Source organism: Pseudomonas sp. LBUM1644, assembly GCF_059716195.1.
In genome coordinates this window covers 763875-779190 of record NZ_CP166812.1, presented here as the reverse complement: position 1 = coordinate 779190, position 15316 = coordinate 763875, and the positions used below count along the sequence as shown (strand labels likewise).

The window sequence follows — 15316 nt, the reverse complement described above, 5'->3', positions numbered from 1 at the left end:
AGCTCTCGCAATCGCTGCCGATACAGCCTTGCTACCCCTTGCTGGCTCCCAAAAACAACAATCTTCCAGCCAACCGACGATCAAGAAGCACAACGTTCCTGGAGGAATTTTTGATGAATAGCTGGTTCGGCAATATCAGCGTGAACCTGAAACTGGGCCTGGGGTTCGGCCTGGTCCTGGCGTTGACCTGCGTCCTCGCCCTGACGGGATGGACGAGCCTGGGCGGGTTGATTGACCGCAGCAACTGGATGAGCGACATCACCCAGCTCAATGCCGGCCTGACCAAGCTGCGCGTGGTGCGTTTGCAATACATGCTGACCAACGGCGACGAAACGGCGGCGCAGGCCGTGCAGACCACCCTGGAAGCCTTCTCCGCGCAACAGCAATCACTGCTGGCGAAGTTCAAGAGCCCGGAAAACCTCAAGCTGCTCAAAGCACAAGGCGAAGTCATCGAGGCGTACAAAACGTCGCTGAACAAAATGCGCAGCGCCTACCGCACCGGCAATAGCGCGCGCGACGCCATGGGCGCCAACGCTGAAGCCGCCAACACGCTGCTCACCGCTATCAACACCCACGTGCAGCAAATGCCGCTGAGTGACCAGCGCGTCGAGCAATTCCAGGCCATCACGACCGCCCGGGAAGCCTTCTTGCTGGCCCGCTACGAAGTCCGTGGCTACACCGCTACCACCAACGCCGAGACCGAGCAAAAAGCCGTCGGCCAACTGGAGGCGGCCATTGCCAGCCTGAAAACGCTCAACGTGCAGTTCGCCGACACGCAGCTGGACGCCTTGCGTCAGCTGGAAACCGCGCTGATTAACTACCGCAGCGCCTTGCAGGCCTACAAAGTCGCCAGCAACGAGACGGTGCAAGCACGCAAGGAAATGACCGATCAGGGCACCACCATCGTGACCCTCAGCGATCAGCTGTATCAGATCCAGCTCGACCGCCGCGACGCTGAAAGCGCCCAGGCCCGCACGCTGCAACTGATCAGCACGTTGCTGGCGTTGTTGGTCGGCGTCATTGCGGCGGTGATCATCACCCGCCAGATCACCGGCCCACTGCGCGAAACCCTGGCCGTGGTCGAACGCATCGCCAGCGGCGACCTGTCCCAGGACGTCAAGGTGACTCGCCGCGACGAACTCGGCATGTTGCAACAAGGCATCGCGCGCATGGGCGTGACCTTGCGCGACTTGATCAGCGGCATCCGCGACGGCGTCACCCAGATCGCCAGCGCTGCCGAAGAGCTGTCGGCCGTGACCGGGCAAACCAGCGCCGGGGTCAACAGCCAGAAGATCGAGACCGATCAGGTCGCCACCGCCATGCATGAAATGACGGCCACTGTGCAAGAAGTCGCACGCAATGCCGAACAAGCCTCGCAAGCTGCAGCCGCCGCTGACGGTGAGGCACGCGAAGGCGACAAGGTCGTCAACGAAGCCATCGCGCAGATCGAGCGCCTGGCCAGTGAAGTGGTGCGCTCCACCGAAGCCATGAGCGTGCTGCAACAGGAAAGCGACAAGATCGGCAGCGTCATGGACGTGATCAAAGCCGTGGCCGAACAAACCAACCTGCTGGCCCTTAACGCCGCCATCGAGGCCGCGCGCGCCGGCGAAGCCGGTCGCGGTTTTGCGGTGGTGGCCGACGAAGTCCGGGGCCTGGCCCAGCGCACACAGAAATCCACCGAAGAAATCGAAGGCCTGGTAGCCGGCCTGCAAAACGGCACTCAGCAAGTGTCGGCGGTGATGAACAACAGTCGCGTCCTGACCGACAGCAGCGTCGCGCTGACCCGCAAGGCCGGCGTCTCCCTGGAAAACATCACCCGCACGGTGTCGAACATCCAGTCGATGAACCAGCAGATCGCTGCCGCCGCCGAACAGCAAAGCGCCGTGGCGGAAGAGATCAGTCGCAGCATCATCAACGTGCGCGACGTGTCCGAACAGACCGCGGCCGCCAGCGACGAAACCGCCAAGTCCAGCGTGGAACTGGCGCGGTTGGGTAATCAGTTGCAGATGATGGTGAGCCACTTCCGGGTTTAATCACACCTGATCGTTCCCACGCTCCCGGGATGCACTCCCACGCGGAGCGTGGGAGCGATCATCTTGTCATCTCCAACTGCATCAGGCGTCCCACGGATTGATCACTTCAACTCCGGAAAACTCGAAGTCCCGAACATTGCGGGTGGCAATCGGAGCGCCGTGGCTTCGGCAGATGGCGGCGATTTGCGCATCTGCCATCGACGCGGCTCGACCATTGGCTTCACCGTCAGCTACCAGCGTCGCGTACTCAACGGCGGCATGAGCATCAAAAGACAAAATCCGCCCGGCAAAGTCCTCTTCGAACATCGCCATCGCATGCGCTTCAAGTTTCTGTTTACGCTTGCCGAACGGGAGTCGAGCAATGCCGTGGAGAATTTCTGCAACCGTAATAGCGCCGATTGCTAGTTCCATCGCCGGTTGTGCATCGACCCAAGCAAGCACCTGAGAATTGGGTTCAACTCGCATAAACTCCGAAAGAACATTGGTATCAAGCACTATCATTCGGAGAAATCCACCGCTGTCGCTTTCTCGTGACGCGAAGGAAGATCGAGCTCAACCCCTCCGGTGGTGTTGAATCTGCTGCGGATTCGGCTACCAAGCCCTCCAGCACGATCAACGGTAGTCAGGGCCCGACCAAGAATCAGGCGAGCCTCTTCTTCCATCGAGTGCCCATTCTGGGCTGCCGCGATACGCAGCTGTTCCTTTACTTGATCGTCCAGGTTTCGAATCGTAATGCTGGCCATGATGCCTCCTGCAATCAATGAAATCATTGATTGAGGCTAACACACCTTATTCCATCAAACCTCGCAGAGCTGCTGAACGGCTTCAAACACAAATCGCATTGGTAAACACCAACCGATTGCCAAACGGATCGGACACGGTCATGTCCTGGCTGCCCCACGGCATCGACTGAATCTGCGGACGCGCGAACGTGTATTCCTTGGCCAGCAATTGCTGCTGGAAGGCTTCAAGCTCATCGGTCTCGATGCGCAGCGCCGAGCCTGGCGTACAGTCGCCGTGGTGTTCGGACAGGTGCAGCACGCATTCGCCACGGGAGATTTGCAGGTACAACGGGAAGTTGGCCTCGACGCGGTGCTGCCAGTCGATCTTGAACCCAAGGAAATTGACGTAGAACTCCCTTGCCTTGGTCTCATCAAAAATCCGCAGGATCGGGGTGGTTTTGCCGAAGCTCATCGGGTTGCTCCCTGACTGAAATGACACCCATTGTAGTTGGGCTGCATGACAGCGCTTCGGCTTGGAGGCAGGTTTCTTTAATTGCATAGTGCCACTATGAGACACCGATCAAAAGATCGCAGCCTTCGGCAGCTCCTACAGGGGAATGTGTTTCAATGTAGGAGCTGCCGAAGGCTGCGATCTTTTGATCTTCACAACCTCAACTAAACCCCATCCGCAAATCCCCCTCCCGCGCCAAAAACCGCCCTTCCCTTTTGCCGTTCGCCTGTCCGTCGCTGTAACTCAAGACGCCGTTGATCCACACCCCGTCAATCCCTTCCGCTGCCCGTTGCGGATCATTGAAATCCGCCACGTCGCGAATGGTCGCCGGATCAAACAACACCAGATCCGCCCAATGTCCTTCACGGATCTCGCCACGTTCCTTCAAGCCAAAGCGCGCGGCCGACAGCCCGGTCATTTTGTGCACGGCGGTGTGCAGCGGAAACAGCCCTACATCGCGACTGAAATGTCCGAGTACTCGTGGGAAAGCGCCCCACAAACGTGGATGGGGAAACGGATCTTCCGGCAAGCCGTCAGAACCCACCATCGACAACGGATGCGCAAGGATTCTTCGTACATCCGCCTCGTCCATCCCGTAGTACACAGCGCCGGCCGGTTGCAACCGGCGAGCGGCATCGAGCAACGACACGTTCCACTCGGCAGCGATGTCCATCAGGTCGCGGCCGCCCAACTCCGGATGCGGCGTGGACCAGGTGATGGTGATGCGATGGGCATCGGTGACTTGCTTGAGGTCGAGGGTCGAAGAGCTCGCCGCGTAGGGGTAACAATCGCAGCCCACCGGGTGGGTTTTCGCCGCTTCTTCAAGCGAGGCCAACAGTTGCGGACTGCGCCCCCAGTTACCGGCGCCGGCACATTTGAGGTGGGAAATGATCACCGGGGATTTCGCGTGACGACCGATCTGGAACGCCTCGTCCATGGCCTCCAGCACCGGCTCGAATTCGCTGCGCAAATGGGTGGTGTACACCGCGCCGAAAGCCGTCAGTTCTTCAGTCAGCTGCATCACTTCATCGGTCGACGCCGAGAAGGCGCTGGCATACGCCAGACCGGTGGATAAACCCAACGCACCGGCCTCAAGGCTTTCGCGCAATTGCTCGCGCATCGCGCTGATTTCATCCGGCGTGGCGGTGCGAAACAGGTCGTCGAGGTGATTGCTGCGCAACGCGGTGTGGCCGACCAGCGCGGCCACGTTCAACGTGGTGTTCGCCGCTTCGACCGCCGCGCGGTAAGCGCTGAAGGTTGGATACACAAACGCGGCGGCAGTGCCCAGCAGGTTCATCGGGTCGGGTGGATCGCCCTTCAGGTTCACCGGTGATGCGCTGATCCCGCAGTTGCCGACGATCACCGTGGTCACGCCCTGGCTGAGCTTGGGCAGCATTTGCGGCTGGCGGATCACCACCGTGTCGTCATGGGTGTGAACATCGATGAATCCCGGTGCGAGGACCCGGCCAGCGGCGTGGATTTCCTCGGCGGCGCGGGCATCGTGCAAGTCACCGATGCGCTCGATGCGGCCATCCAGAATCGCCACATCAGCGCTATAACCGGGGGCGTTGCTGCCGTCGATAATCAGGGCGTTGCGAATCAGCGTGTCGTACATCATGTCAGTCTCCCAGCGGCAAGTGATCGTCGCCGCCGCGGTAATCGTCGAGGGCGAGTTTGATCCGCCTCAGACGTTCTTGATTGTCTTCAGGATTAGCCAGCGCCAGCTCGGTGGCAAGCACGTCGATGGCCAGCAACATGCCGTAGCGTGCCGCCGTGGGTTTGTAGATAAACGAGGTTTCGACGCCTTGCAGCGGCAGCAGCACATCCGCCAATTGCGCCAGTGGCGAGTCGGCCCGGGTGATGGCGACAATCCGTGCGCCATAGTTGCGGGCCAGTTCGACGACTTCGAGCAACTCGGGTGTGATGCCGGTCAGCGAGCAGGCGATGAGCGCATTTTCGGGACCGAGGCTGGCGGCGGTGACGCGCATCATCACCGGGTCGTGGCACACCGCAATCGGATAGCCGAAGCGCACCAGCCGCACCTGCAGTTCATCGCTGCACAAGGTCGAGCAGCCGCCCATGCCGAACGCGTGAATCATCCGTGCCTTGCCCAATAATTTGACGGCATCGGCGAAACGCGACTCGTCAAACGCGGACAGATGCTGACGCAACGTCGACTCGATATCACCGACGATCTGCCCGTAAAACGCCGATTGTTCGGGCGTGCCCGCCGGGTCGAGAAAGCGGCTGCCGACGCCGCTCGCCTGGGCCAGTTGCAGGCGCAGATCACGCAAGTCGCGGCAGCCGACAGTGCGGGCAAAACGCGAGAGCGTGGCGGTGCTGACTTCCGCTCTCAGCGCCAGCTCATCGAGGCTGGCGGCGGAGGCAAATCCTACGTCGTCGAGCATCAGCCGCGCGATGCGTCCTTCGCCGGCGCTGAAGGAATCCTGACGGGAGCGGATCTGGTAGAGGATGTCCATGGCAGGCGACTCCGGTTAAATCAGGTAAGAAAGACCCACGGTCAGGCCGAACGCGACCACCGAAATGATGGTTTCGAGCACGGTCCAGGTCTTGAAGGTCTGGGCAACGGTCATGTTGAAGTATTCCTTGATCAACCAGAAGCCGCCGTCGTTGACGTGGGAAAAGATAACCGACCCGGCGCCGGTCGCCAGCACCAGCAACTCCGGGTGCGGATACCCCAGACCAATGGCCACCGGCGCGACAATTCCCGATGCGGTGGTCATGGCCACCGTGGCGGAACCGGTGGCAATGCGCATCAGCGCGGCGAACAGCCAGCCCATGATCAGCGGCGACAGGTGAAATTCATGGGCCAGGCTGACGATCTGATCGGTGACCCCGGCCTCCACCAGAATCCGGTTCAGGCCACCACCGGCGCCGACCAGCAAGGTGATGCTGGCGGTTGGCGCCAGGCACTCGTTGGTGAATTTGAGGATCGATTCGCGGTTGAAGCCCTGGGCGATGCCGAGGGTCCAAAAACTCAGCAAGGTCGCCAGCAGCAAGGCGATCACCGAGTTGCCGATGAACAGCAGGAATTGATTAAAACCGCTGCCCGGCGTGGAGATCAGGTTGGCCCAGCCGCCGATCAGCATCAGCACTACCGGCAACAGAATGGTCGCCATGGTGATGCCGAACCCCGGCAGGCTGTCACGCGGTTCGCGGTCGAGGAACTGGCGCTCCAGCGGGTTTTCCGCCGGCAGTTGAATGCGCGGCACGATGAATTTGGCGTACAGGGGACCTGCGATGATCGCGGTCGGAATGCCGATCAGAATTGCGTAGAGCAGAGTCTGCCCCACCGACGCCTGATACACCTGCACCGCCAGCATTGCCGCCGGGTGCGGTGGCACCAGGGCATGCACCACCGAGAGCCCGGCAACCATCGGCAAACCGACCATCAGGATCGACACGCCGACGCGCCGCGCCACGGTAAAGGCGATCGGCACCAGCAGTACAAAACCGACCTCGAAGAACAGCGGCAGCCCGACCAGGAACGCGATGCAGACCATGGCCCAGTGCGCATTCTTTTCGCCGAAACGGTCAATCAAGGTGCGCGCCACCTGCTCGGCACCGCCGGACTCGGCCATCATCTTGCCAAGCATCGTGCCCAGCGCCACCACCAGCGCGATGTGCCCCAGGGTCTTGCCGACCCCCGCCTCGTAGGCGCCGACCACGCCGGAGGCCGGCATGCCGGCGAGCAACGCCAGGCCAATCGACACCAGGGTGATCACGATGAACGGATTAAGTCGGTAACGGGCGATCAGAACGATCAGCGCAATGATGGCGATGGCGGCATATACCAGCAGCCAATAGCCGAAGGACAGGGTCATGCGGTACTCCTCGAAAGGGTCACGTCGAATGGGTTGTGAAACTCATAAAACATTTCGAGGCGTGATTTTCAAACGAGGTGAAAGTTATTTTCGTACAGAGGTAAGGGTTGTCGCTCATGGATATGTTGTGTCGGGATTAATGAAAATCAGCATGGAGAATTTTCATTTTGAAGATCAAAAGATCGCAGCCTTCGGCAGCTCCTACAGGTGTACGCATAATCTGTAGGAGCTGCCGAAGGCTGCGATCTTTTGGATATCAGGCCTCCCAGTCAGTCGTGACTGACCCGGGCGCGCTTGAGCAGTTTCTTGCAGCGCTCGGACAAGTGCAGCACGCGCAGGTGCTTGCCGGCCTTGGCGTAGCGCTCTCGCAAGGTCTTCAGCGCGGCGATGGCCGAGTAGTCGACGAAGCTCAGGTGGCGGCAGTCGATCGTCACCACGGACGGGTCGTTGGCGGGATCGAACTGGTTGAGGAAAGACGTCGTCGAGGCGAAGAACAGCGTGCCGTGCAGGTGATACCGTTTGCTGCCATCGGCTTCCAGGTGGCTGTCGGCGTAGAGTTCGCGGGCCTGTTGCCAGGCGAAATTGAGCGCCGCAATGATGATCCCGCACAGCACGGCGGTGGCCAGGTCGGTAAACACGGTAATGACGGTGACCGCGATGATCACCAGCACGTCGTTCAGCGGCACTTTGTTCAGCACCCGCAACGACGCCCAGGCGAAGGTTTGCTGCGACACCACGAACATCACACCGACCAGCGCCGCCAGCGGGATGCGTTCGATCAGCGGCGACAGAAACAGAATGAACAGCAGAATCAATACACCGGCCACCCCACCGGAAAGCCGTCCGCGACCACCGGAGCTGAGGTTGATCACCGTCTGGCCGATCATGGCGCAGCCACCCATCCCCCCAAACACCCCGGAGACCATGTTGGCCGCGCCCAGCGCTACGCACTCGCGATCCGGGAAGCCACGGCTCTCGGTAATCTCGTCGGTGAGGTTCAGGGTCAGCAAGGTTTCCAGCAGACCGACCAGCGCCATCAAGATCGCGTAGGGGGCGATGATGCGCAGGGTTTCCAGCGTCCAGGGAATGTCCGGTAGCGCAAACGTCGGCAAACCACAGCATCACCGGGTGCGGCACCATGCGAACCAGTTTGCCCAGCTTCAGCAGCCCGAACGCCAGCATGATCAGCCCACCCAGCAAGACGGTTGCTAGCAAATATTGCACACCGTGTTGCACCACCAACGCGACGATCACCACCGCCATCGAACCGGCCGCACCCGACACCATACCCGGCCGTCCACCGAACAGCGCGGTCAGGGTGCAAATGATGAAAGCGCCGTAAAGCCCCATCAAGGGATTGAGGTGGGCCACCAGCGCGAAGGCGATGCACTCGGGCAACAGAGCGAAGGACGTGGTGAGTCCGGCCAGGACATCGGCGCGCAGATGTTTTCGTTTCATGGAGGACCGGACACAGGTAGCGGAAAAGAGGGGCGGATGTTACGGAATCGAGGGCGGCCCGGCCAGTTGTGGAGATATCGGAAACGTTTTCGCGGGCAAGCCTCGCTCCTACAGAGCTTGTGTCGTTCGCTGATTTCGTGAACGACACAAACTCTGTAGGAGCGAGGCTTGCCCGCGAAGAACGATGACGCGGTCTAGAGCGAACTCAAACCATCTCGTCCCGAATCCATTCAACCACCGACGTCCGCTTCGGCGCCCAGCCCAGCAACTCCCGCGCATGCTTGCCGCGCACCCGGCTATTGGAGCCGAGGCCATAGTTGGCCATTTCATAACCCCACTCCGCTTCGGCGTCCTTCAGCGGCCAGTCTTGCGGCTGTCCCAGGTTCAAGGCCTCGGCCATCGCCGTGGTCATGTCGATGAACGATGCTTCACCGCTTTCGACGAAGTAGAACGTGCCCGGTACGTTTTTGGTCAACGCCAGCAGGTAAAGGGCAACCACGTCTTCGATGTGCACGTTGGACCAGATGTTCTGACCGGTACCGACATGCCGCACCACACCACTTTTGCGGGCCTGTTTGAGCAAGCGCGGCAATTGCACGCTGTCGCGTTTCACTCCGAGGCTGTGACCGTAGATCAAGGTGTTGCAGATCACGGCCGAGTTCACGCCGTCTTTCGCTGCGGCAAGTATCAGGTTGTCGATGGCCACGCGGGCAGCCTTGTCGACGGTAGGTTCCGGCAGGGCATCTTCGTAATAGATGACTTCGCTGGACTGACCACCGGATGCATCGCCGACGATGCTCGAACCACTGGTGTGCAGGAACACTTTATGGGAGCCGCGAAGTGCATTGAGCAGCGCTTCCACCGCAGCGCGATGATCGCTGCTGGCGGCGTTGATAACGGCGTCGGCAGCACGGGCCTGTTCAGTCAATAGTGCGCTGTCGTCAAGAGTGCCGATCACTGGCGTGATGCCCAGCGCGCTCAATTCATTTGCCTGTTCGACGCTGCGCACCAGTCCGGTGACCTTATGCCCGGCCTGGACCAGCCCTGTGGCAATGGAGCCGCCGATAAAACCCGCGGCGCCGGTTACGAATACGTTCATGGAGAAACTCCCTGCGTGAGTAAGTGATGCGATGAGTATCAAGCAGTGATCACTGACGAAAAATCCCCATTGACCCAATTCACTCTTGCGCAGAGATCACGAATCAGCCCTTGAAATCCGAACTCGCATACAGCGCCAATTTGCCCTGGATGAAGTCCAGGAAGCACTGAATCCGTAGGGCAAGTTGCGAGTTACGGTAGTACACCGCATTGATCGGCTGGCGATAGCCACTGTTGAAATCCGCCAGCAGCACTTTCAAGCGCCCGGCGCGAATGTCCTGGATTGTCATGTAATGCGACAGGCTGGCGATGCCCTGGCCTTCCAGCGCTAGCTGTCTGATCGTCTCGCCGCTGGACGCGCTGATCGACGCCTGGATCGGCCAGCGATCTCCATGCACATACCGCAGCGGCCATTGGTTGAGGCCTTCGTTGTTGGCAAAGCCCAGCAGCGCGTGCCCGGCCAGTTCCTCGACGACCATCGGCGTGCCGTGTCGCTCAAGGTAAGCCGGGCTGGCGACGATGTGCAGCGGACTGCACCCCAGCGAACGGGCATGCAGGGTCGAGTCGGCCAGGGTGCCGATGCGGATGGCGATGTCGGTGCTTTGTTCGAGCAGGTCGATGATCAGGTCGTTGCTGTTGAGTTCGAGCTGGATGTCCGGGTAGAGCCGGCGGAACTCATCGATGTGCGGCACGATGGCGTGCAGCATGAACGGTGATGCCGCGTTGATGCGCAAACGTCCGGACGGCGTTTGCTGGCGTGAATTGAGGCGCTCTTCGAGCTCGTCCATCTGGTCGAGAATCAGTTTGGCGTGCTCGAAGAAATACTTGCCCTCTTCGGTCAGGTCCATGCGTCGTGTGGTGCGGTTGATCAGCGTGGTATCGAGCTTGGCCTCCAGTCGCGACAGCGTGCGGCTGACCGCCGAAGGCGTTTGCCCGACCTGTTCGGCCGCCGCGGAAATGGACCCGCACTCAATCACGCAGACGAATATCTGCAACTCATCGGATCTGGCTTTCACGTGTGTCCTCTTTCCAATCGGCGTGGCATGAATCGCCAAGATCGCAGCCTTCGGCAGCTCCTACAAGGATTGGTGTCCACCTGTAGGAGCTGCCGCAGGCTGCGATCTTTTTCGCCATTGCGACGGATACTAGCCGGAAAAATCAGGCAGGCAGACCAAACACCTCGGTCAAATGCTGCTGATACCGCGCCACATCGGCTTCAACATTCGGACGCTTCATCACGTCGACGCACAGGAACGTCGGCAAACCGGTCATGCCGAGGAACTCGTTGGCCTTGTGGAACGGGAAGTACACCGCGTCCACACCCTTGGCTTCAAAGAAGTCGGTCGGGTCATCGAAGGCTTGCTGCGGTGCGTTCCAGGTCAGCGACAACAGGTATTGCTTGCCCTGCAACAGACCCCCACTGCCGTATTTTTGCGAAGCATCGGAACGGGTACGACCGTCGCTGGCGTAGAGGCTGCCGTGACCTTCGGTGAATACTTCATCGAGGTATTTCTTCACCGTCCAGGGCGCGCCCATCCACCAGCCGGGCATCTGATAAATGATCACGTCAGCCCAAAGGAACTTGGCGACTTCTTCGGCGACGTCGTAACCCTCGTCGATGAACGTGGCTTTCACATCGACACCCCCACGATCCAGCACGCTCAGCGCGGCTTCATGCAGGGTCGCGTTATAGCGACCATTGGAGTGAGCAAATTGTTTGCCGCCATTGAGCAACAGGATTTTTTTCATGGGAAATCTCGGAAGGTTGGAAATTCGATGGCGGCAGGTTAGCCATCGACCTCGCGCGGAGTAAGCCCGCGAACCGCAAAATTCATTTGACCAACACGCACGAATCGACCACCGATTGTTGCCATACACTTGCGTCGATTCTGAACTTGAGGAGATTTCTGATGAGTGAACGACAAGGCTTCATCCTGCACGCCAAGACCCGCCCGGAAAAATCTGACGCCTTTGAAGCGTTTTTCGGCGCTCATGTGCAAGCGAGCCGCGCCGAGCCTGGCTGCATCGAATACCACATGTTGCGCGACAAACAGGACCCGACACTGTTTATCTTCTACGAGATCTGGCAGTCCCAGGCCCACCTCGATGTGCACTCGAACCTGCCGCACATGAAGCAGTTCCGCGACATGCGCATGGAGTACCTGGAACAGGATTTCGACATCCGCGCCATCGACATGCTCAGCGCGTCCTCCGCTACCCGCTGATCAGCAAGTGGCCGCCGAGTACACCGAGGCCAATGAAGAACACACGCTTGAACAGCACGGCGCTGATCCGCTGACGCAGCGACTGCCCGAGCAACATGCCGAGCACTGCCGGGACCAGCGCCAGCAAGGACGCGCTCAACTCGCCACCGCCCAGCGCGCCGCGCCACCACAGGCCGGCGGCGAGTGCGAGGGTCGACACGGTGAACGACAGGCCCAGCGCCTGCACCAGTTCATCCTTGCTCAAACCCAATGCTTGCAGATACGGCACCGCCGGAATCACGAAGACGCCGGTGGCCGAGGTGATGACGCCGGTCAGCACGCCGCACACCGGACCGAGCCAGCGCTCGGTCTGACGGCCGACGCGCAAGCTCGGCAGGAACAGCCCGCTCAGCGCGTAGAGCAGCAACGCAGCGCCCAATCCCCGCACCACCCAATGACCGCCGGCCATGCCGATCCACAACGTGCCGGCGCCGGTGCCGATAAAGATCGCCAGCAGCATCGGCCACAGCCGGTTGACCAACCCCCGCAAATGCCCGCCAAAGGCCAGTTGCCAGACATTGGTCAGGGTCGCTGGAATGATCAACAACGCCGCAGCCTGCGACGGGGCCATAGCCAGGCCCAGCAAGCCCATGGCGATGGTCGGCAGGCCGAGGCCGATCACACCTTTGATCATGCCGGCCAGCAGGAAGGTAGCGATGACCAGCAATGAAAGGGTCAGGCCAAGGTTTTGGTAGAACGCGGCGAGTGTATTCATGGGCTTATCCTGAGCCTGGATTGACCGGGTGAAAATGTGCCATATATTGAGCTAGCCTCTTGTATAGACAGAGGCTTAGGATTTCGTCGATGCCGCTGGCGCCTTCGCGAGCAAGCCTCGCTCCTACAGGTTTTTGTGTCGTTACTCCCTTTAGCGCCCCACACAAAACCCGTAGGAGCGAGGCTTGCCCGCGAAGGCGTCCGCCCAGACAACACATATCAGAGGCTGACAATGCACTTCGACCTGACCGACCTGCGCCTCTACCTGAACATCCTCGACACCGGCAACATCACCGCCGGCGCCGCGCGCAGCCATTTATCCCTGGCGGCGGCGAGCGCCCGAATCCGCGCGATGGAGTCTTCGCTCGGCATTGATTTCCTGCAGCGCGGTCGTCGCGGCGTCACCCCCACGCCAGCGGGAAAAGCCCTGGCACAACACGCCCGCCTCCTGCTGCAACAGTCTGAGCACCTGCAGCAGGACCTGGCCGAATACGCCAAGGGCGTCAAAGGACAGGTGCGGTTGTTGTGCAACACCACGGCGATCACCGAGTATCTGCCGGAAGTGCTGGCGGACTTCCTGTGCAGTCATCGCAACCTCGACATTGACCTGCAAGAATTGCCGAGCCTGCGCATCGTTCACGCCCTGCGCCAGGGTGCCGCGGACCTTGGCATCGTCTCCGACGCCGTGGATACCCAAGGCCTCGAAACCCTGCCCTTTCGCGATGACCCACTGGTGTTGATCATGCCGGTCGGGCATCCCTTGGCCGCCGGCGTTACGCCGGCTTTCAGCGATACGTTGCTTCACGATTACGTCGGCCTGACCGCCCATAGCGCATTGGCGGTGTACCTCGAAGAACAAGCGCTTCACGTGGGAATGCGCATGCAGATCCGCATCCGTGCGGAAGGCTTCGACGGGGTGATCCGCATGGTCGCTCGCGGCGCCGGGCTCGCGATTGTGCCGCAGGCGGCGATCCAGCGCCGGGCCGTCGATCAGCCGTTCAAGAGCGTCGCCCTGAAGGAAGACTGGGCTCGGCGCAAACTCTTGCTGTGCGCCCGTTCATTCGTTGCCCTGCCCGGTTATGCCAGGGCCTTGCTCGACACGTTGAGTGCCGAAAATCCAGCCAGCAATCGTTGAAATCCAGCACTCGACCCAGCAGTCATCTGTATTACGCAACGTTTACCGAGAGTAATATCTGCCCTTTGAAAACAGGCTTGGCCACACTCACAAGAAGGGAACCAGATGGCGGATGAAATCTTGCAACAGGGAACGCTCAAGCGGGGGTTGAAGAATCGGCACATTCAACTGATCGCATTGGGCGGCGCCATTGGTACGGGGCTGTTCCTCGGCTCCGCCGGCGTGCTCAAGTCCGCCGGGCCGTCGATGATCCTCGGCTATGCGATCGCCGGCTTCATCGCTTTCCTGATCATGCGCCAACTGGGTGAAATGATTGTCGAGGAGCCCGTGGCCGGCTCTTTCAGTCATTTCGCTCACAACTACTGGGGCGGCTTTGCCGGATTCCTGTCTGGCTGGAACTACTGGGTGCTGTATGTGCTGGTGGGTATGGCCGAGCTGACCGCCGTTGGCAAGTACGTGCAGTTCTGGTGGCCGGAGGTGCCGACCTGGGTCAGCGCGGCGGTGTTCTTCGTGCTGGTCAACCTGATCAATACGCTGAACGTCAAAGTCTTCGGGGAGATGGAGTTCTGGTTCGCGATCATCAAGGTCGTGGCCATCATCGGCATGATCGTCCTGGGCTGCTACATGCTGTTCAGCGGTACTGGCGGCCCGCAAGCGTCGGTGAGCAACCTGTGGAGCCACGGCGGCTTCTTCCCCAATGGCACCAACGGGCTGCTGATGGCGATGGCGTTCATCATGTTCTCGTTCGGCGGCCTGGAACTGGTCGGCATCACCGCCGCTGAAGCCAGCGAACCGAGGAAGGTGATCCCCAAAGCCATCAACCAAGTGGTTTACCGAGTGCTGATCTTCTACGTCGGCGCACTCACTGTGTTGCTGTCGCTGTATCCCTGGGACCAGCTGCTGCAAACACTGGGCGCTTCGGGCGATGCCTATAGCGGCAGCCCGTTCGTGCAGATTTTCGCCTTGATCGGCAGCGACACCGCGGCGCAAATTCTCAACTTCGTGGTGCTCACCGCCGCACTGTCGGTCTACAACAGCGGCGTCTACTGCAACAGCCGCATGCTCTACGGCCTGGCCGAACAGGGCGATGCCCCCAAGGCCTTGATGAAGCTGAACAAACAGGGGGTCCCGTTGTTGGCGCTGGGTGTTTCTGCGCTGATCACGATGTTGGCCGTGCTGGTCAACTACGTTGCGCCGCATGAAGCGCTGGAGTTGCTGTTCGCCCTGGTGGTCGCCTCGCTGATGATCAACTGGGCGCTGATCAGCCTGACGCACCTCAAGTTTCGCAAGGCCATGAGCCAACGCGGCATCGAGCCAGGCTTCAAGGCATTCTGGTCGCCGTACACCAATTACCTGTGTCTGGCGTTCATGGTCGTGATCATCTGCGTGATCTGGATGATTCCACCGGTACGCGCCTCGGTGTATGCCATGCCGGTTTGGGTACTGTTCATCTACGGTTGCTACCGGATTCGCATGGTCAGGCATCGGAACTTGCCAGTGGCTCAATAAACACTTGATAAAAAAACGCCCCGGCAT

The 15316-nt window shown here is 60.3% G+C and carries 14 protein-coding genes and 2 pseudogenes; 5 read left to right on the top strand and 11 right to left on the bottom strand.

Annotated elements, in window-relative coordinates:
• Positions 1–113: 113 nt before the first annotated feature.
• Positions 114–1127 (top strand): annotated as a pseudogene (locus ACA052_RS03525) (methyl-accepting chemotaxis protein); the annotation flags it as partial.
• Between the two features lie 18 nt (positions 1128–1145).
• Entirely contained in the window at positions 1146–2033 is an 888-nt protein-coding gene (locus ACA052_RS03520; protein ID WP_497650260.1) for a methyl-accepting chemotaxis protein, read from the top strand.
• Between the two features lie 81 nt (positions 2034–2114).
• Here the strand turns inward: ACA052_RS03520 and ACA052_RS03515 are convergent, their stop codons facing one another.
• From ACA052_RS03515 to mdaB, 10 genes and pseudogenes are all read right to left on the bottom strand, one after another.
• Positions 2115–2534: a type II toxin-antitoxin system VapC family toxin gene (locus tag ACA052_RS03515; RefSeq protein ID WP_497648429.1), complete on the bottom strand. Its 420-nt coding sequence runs from the start codon at positions 2532–2534 to the stop codon at positions 2115–2117.
• Positions 2531–2776 carry a FitA-like ribbon-helix-helix domain-containing protein gene (locus tag ACA052_RS03510; protein ID WP_497648428.1) on the bottom strand — a complete coding sequence of 82 codons (246 nt, stop codon included), beginning with the start codon at positions 2774–2776 and terminating at the stop codon, positions 2531–2533. Before ACA052_RS03510 ends, ACA052_RS03515 begins: the two co-directional genes overlap by 4 nt.
• An 82-nt stretch (positions 2777–2858) precedes the next feature.
• The gene (locus tag ACA052_RS03505; RefSeq protein ID WP_497648427.1) at positions 2859–3227 is read right to left on the bottom strand and encodes a glyoxalase superfamily protein; all 369 of its coding nucleotides are present in this window, start codon (positions 3225–3227) and stop codon (positions 2859–2861) included.
• Positions 3228–3426: 199 nt separating this feature from the next.
• Positions 3427–4884 (bottom strand): N-acyl-D-amino-acid deacylase family protein, encoded by a 1458-nt coding sequence (locus ACA052_RS03500; RefSeq protein ID WP_497648426.1) that lies wholly within the window; start codon positions 4882–4884, stop codon positions 3427–3429.
• A gap of 1 nt (position 4885) precedes the next feature.
• Positions 4886–5746: a MurR/RpiR family transcriptional regulator gene (locus ACA052_RS03495; RefSeq protein ID WP_497648425.1), complete on the bottom strand. Its 861-nt coding sequence runs from the start codon at positions 5744–5746 to the stop codon at positions 4886–4888.
• Between the two features lie 15 nt (positions 5747–5761).
• Positions 5762–7111, bottom strand: coding sequence for a GntT/GntP/DsdX family permease (locus tag ACA052_RS03490; protein WP_497646157.1), 1350 nt, complete (start codon positions 7109–7111; stop codon positions 5762–5764).
• 269 nt (positions 7112–7380) lie between these two features.
• A pseudogene (locus tag ACA052_RS03485) lies at positions 7381–8569 on the bottom strand (SulP family inorganic anion transporter).
• A 205-nt stretch (positions 8570–8774) separates the two neighbouring features.
• On the bottom strand, positions 8775–9668 hold the full coding sequence (locus ACA052_RS03480) for an NAD-dependent epimerase/dehydratase family protein (protein ID WP_497648424.1): 894 nt from the start codon (positions 9666–9668) through the stop codon (positions 8775–8777).
• A 103-nt stretch (positions 9669–9771) separates the two neighbouring features.
• The gene (locus ACA052_RS03475; protein WP_497648423.1) at positions 9772–10683 is read right to left on the bottom strand and encodes a LysR family transcriptional regulator; all 912 of its coding nucleotides are present in this window, start codon (positions 10681–10683) and stop codon (positions 9772–9774) included.
• Positions 10684–10825: 142 nt separating this feature from the next.
• Positions 10826–11416: an NADPH:quinone oxidoreductase MdaB gene (mdaB, locus tag ACA052_RS03470; RefSeq protein WP_497648422.1), complete on the bottom strand. Its 591-nt coding sequence runs from the start codon at positions 11414–11416 to the stop codon at positions 10826–10828.
• Positions 11417–11577: 161 nt separating this feature from the next.
• On the opposite strand from mdaB, the gene ACA052_RS03465 reads away from it, so the two are divergent.
• Entirely contained in the window at positions 11578–11892 is a 315-nt protein-coding gene (locus ACA052_RS03465; RefSeq protein WP_497648421.1) for a putative quinol monooxygenase, read from the top strand.
• Here ACA052_RS03465 and ACA052_RS03460 read toward each other — a convergent pair.
• Positions 11882–12646 (bottom strand): sulfite exporter TauE/SafE family protein, encoded by a 765-nt coding sequence (locus ACA052_RS03460; protein ID WP_497648420.1) that lies wholly within the window; start codon positions 12644–12646, stop codon positions 11882–11884. The genes ACA052_RS03465 and ACA052_RS03460 overlap by 11 nt on opposite strands.
• A gap of 231 nt (positions 12647–12877) precedes the next feature.
• On the opposite strand from ACA052_RS03460, the gene ACA052_RS03455 reads away from it, so the two are divergent.
• Both ACA052_RS03455 and ACA052_RS03450 read left to right on the top strand, forming a co-directional pair.
• Positions 12878–13780, top strand: a complete 903-nt coding sequence (locus ACA052_RS03455; protein ID WP_497648419.1) for a LysR family transcriptional regulator — start codon at positions 12878–12880, stop codon at positions 13778–13780.
• A 105-nt stretch (positions 13781–13885) separates the two neighbouring features.
• The gene (locus ACA052_RS03450; RefSeq protein ID WP_497648418.1) at positions 13886–15289 is read left to right on the top strand and encodes an amino acid permease; all 1404 of its coding nucleotides are present in this window, start codon (positions 13886–13888) and stop codon (positions 15287–15289) included.
• The last annotated feature ends 27 nt before the right edge of the window (positions 15290–15316 follow it).

Bases quoted from the DNA above. Each gene is read 5' to 3' on its own strand.
- ACA052_RS03495 (WP_497648425.1), bottom strand. From the start codon at position 5,746: ATGGACATCCTCTACCAGATCCGCTCCCGTCAGGATTCCTTCAGCGCC.
- ACA052_RS03480 (WP_497648424.1), bottom strand. From the start codon at position 9,668: ATGAACGTATTCGTAACCGGCGCCGCGGGTTTTATCGGCGGCTCCATT.
- ACA052_RS03500 (WP_497648426.1), bottom strand. From the start codon at position 4,884: ATGATGTACGACACGCTGATTCGCAACGCCCTGATTATCGACGGCAGC.
- mdaB (WP_497648422.1), bottom strand. From the start codon at position 11,416: ATGAAAAAAATCCTGTTGCTCAATGGCGGCAAACAATTTGCTCACTCC.
- ACA052_RS03505 (WP_497648427.1), bottom strand. From the start codon at position 3,227: ATGAGCTTCGGCAAAACCACCCCGATCCTGCGGATTTTTGATGAGACC.
- ACA052_RS03510 (WP_497648428.1), bottom strand. From the start codon at position 2,776: ATGGCCAGCATTACGATTCGAAACCTGGACGATCAAGTAAAGGAACAG.
- ACA052_RS03460 (WP_497648420.1), bottom strand. From the start codon at position 12,646: ATGAATACACTCGCCGCGTTCTACCAAAACCTTGGCCTGACCCTTTCA.
- ACA052_RS03465 (WP_497648421.1), top strand. From the start codon at position 11,578: ATGAGTGAACGACAAGGCTTCATCCTGCACGCCAAGACCCGCCCGGAA.
- ACA052_RS03515 (WP_497648429.1), bottom strand. From the start codon at position 2,534: ATGATAGTGCTTGATACCAATGTTCTTTCGGAGTTTATGCGAGTTGAA.
- ACA052_RS03455 (WP_497648419.1), top strand. From the start codon at position 12,878: ATGCACTTCGACCTGACCGACCTGCGCCTCTACCTGAACATCCTCGAC.
- ACA052_RS03490 (WP_497646157.1), bottom strand. From the start codon at position 7,111: ATGACCCTGTCCTTCGGCTATTGGCTGCTGGTATATGCCGCCATCGCC.
- ACA052_RS03450 (WP_497648418.1), top strand. From the start codon at position 13,886: ATGGCGGATGAAATCTTGCAACAGGGAACGCTCAAGCGGGGGTTGAAG.
- ACA052_RS03520 (WP_497650260.1), top strand. From the start codon at position 1,146: ATGTTGCAACAAGGCATCGCGCGCATGGGCGTGACCTTGCGCGACTTG.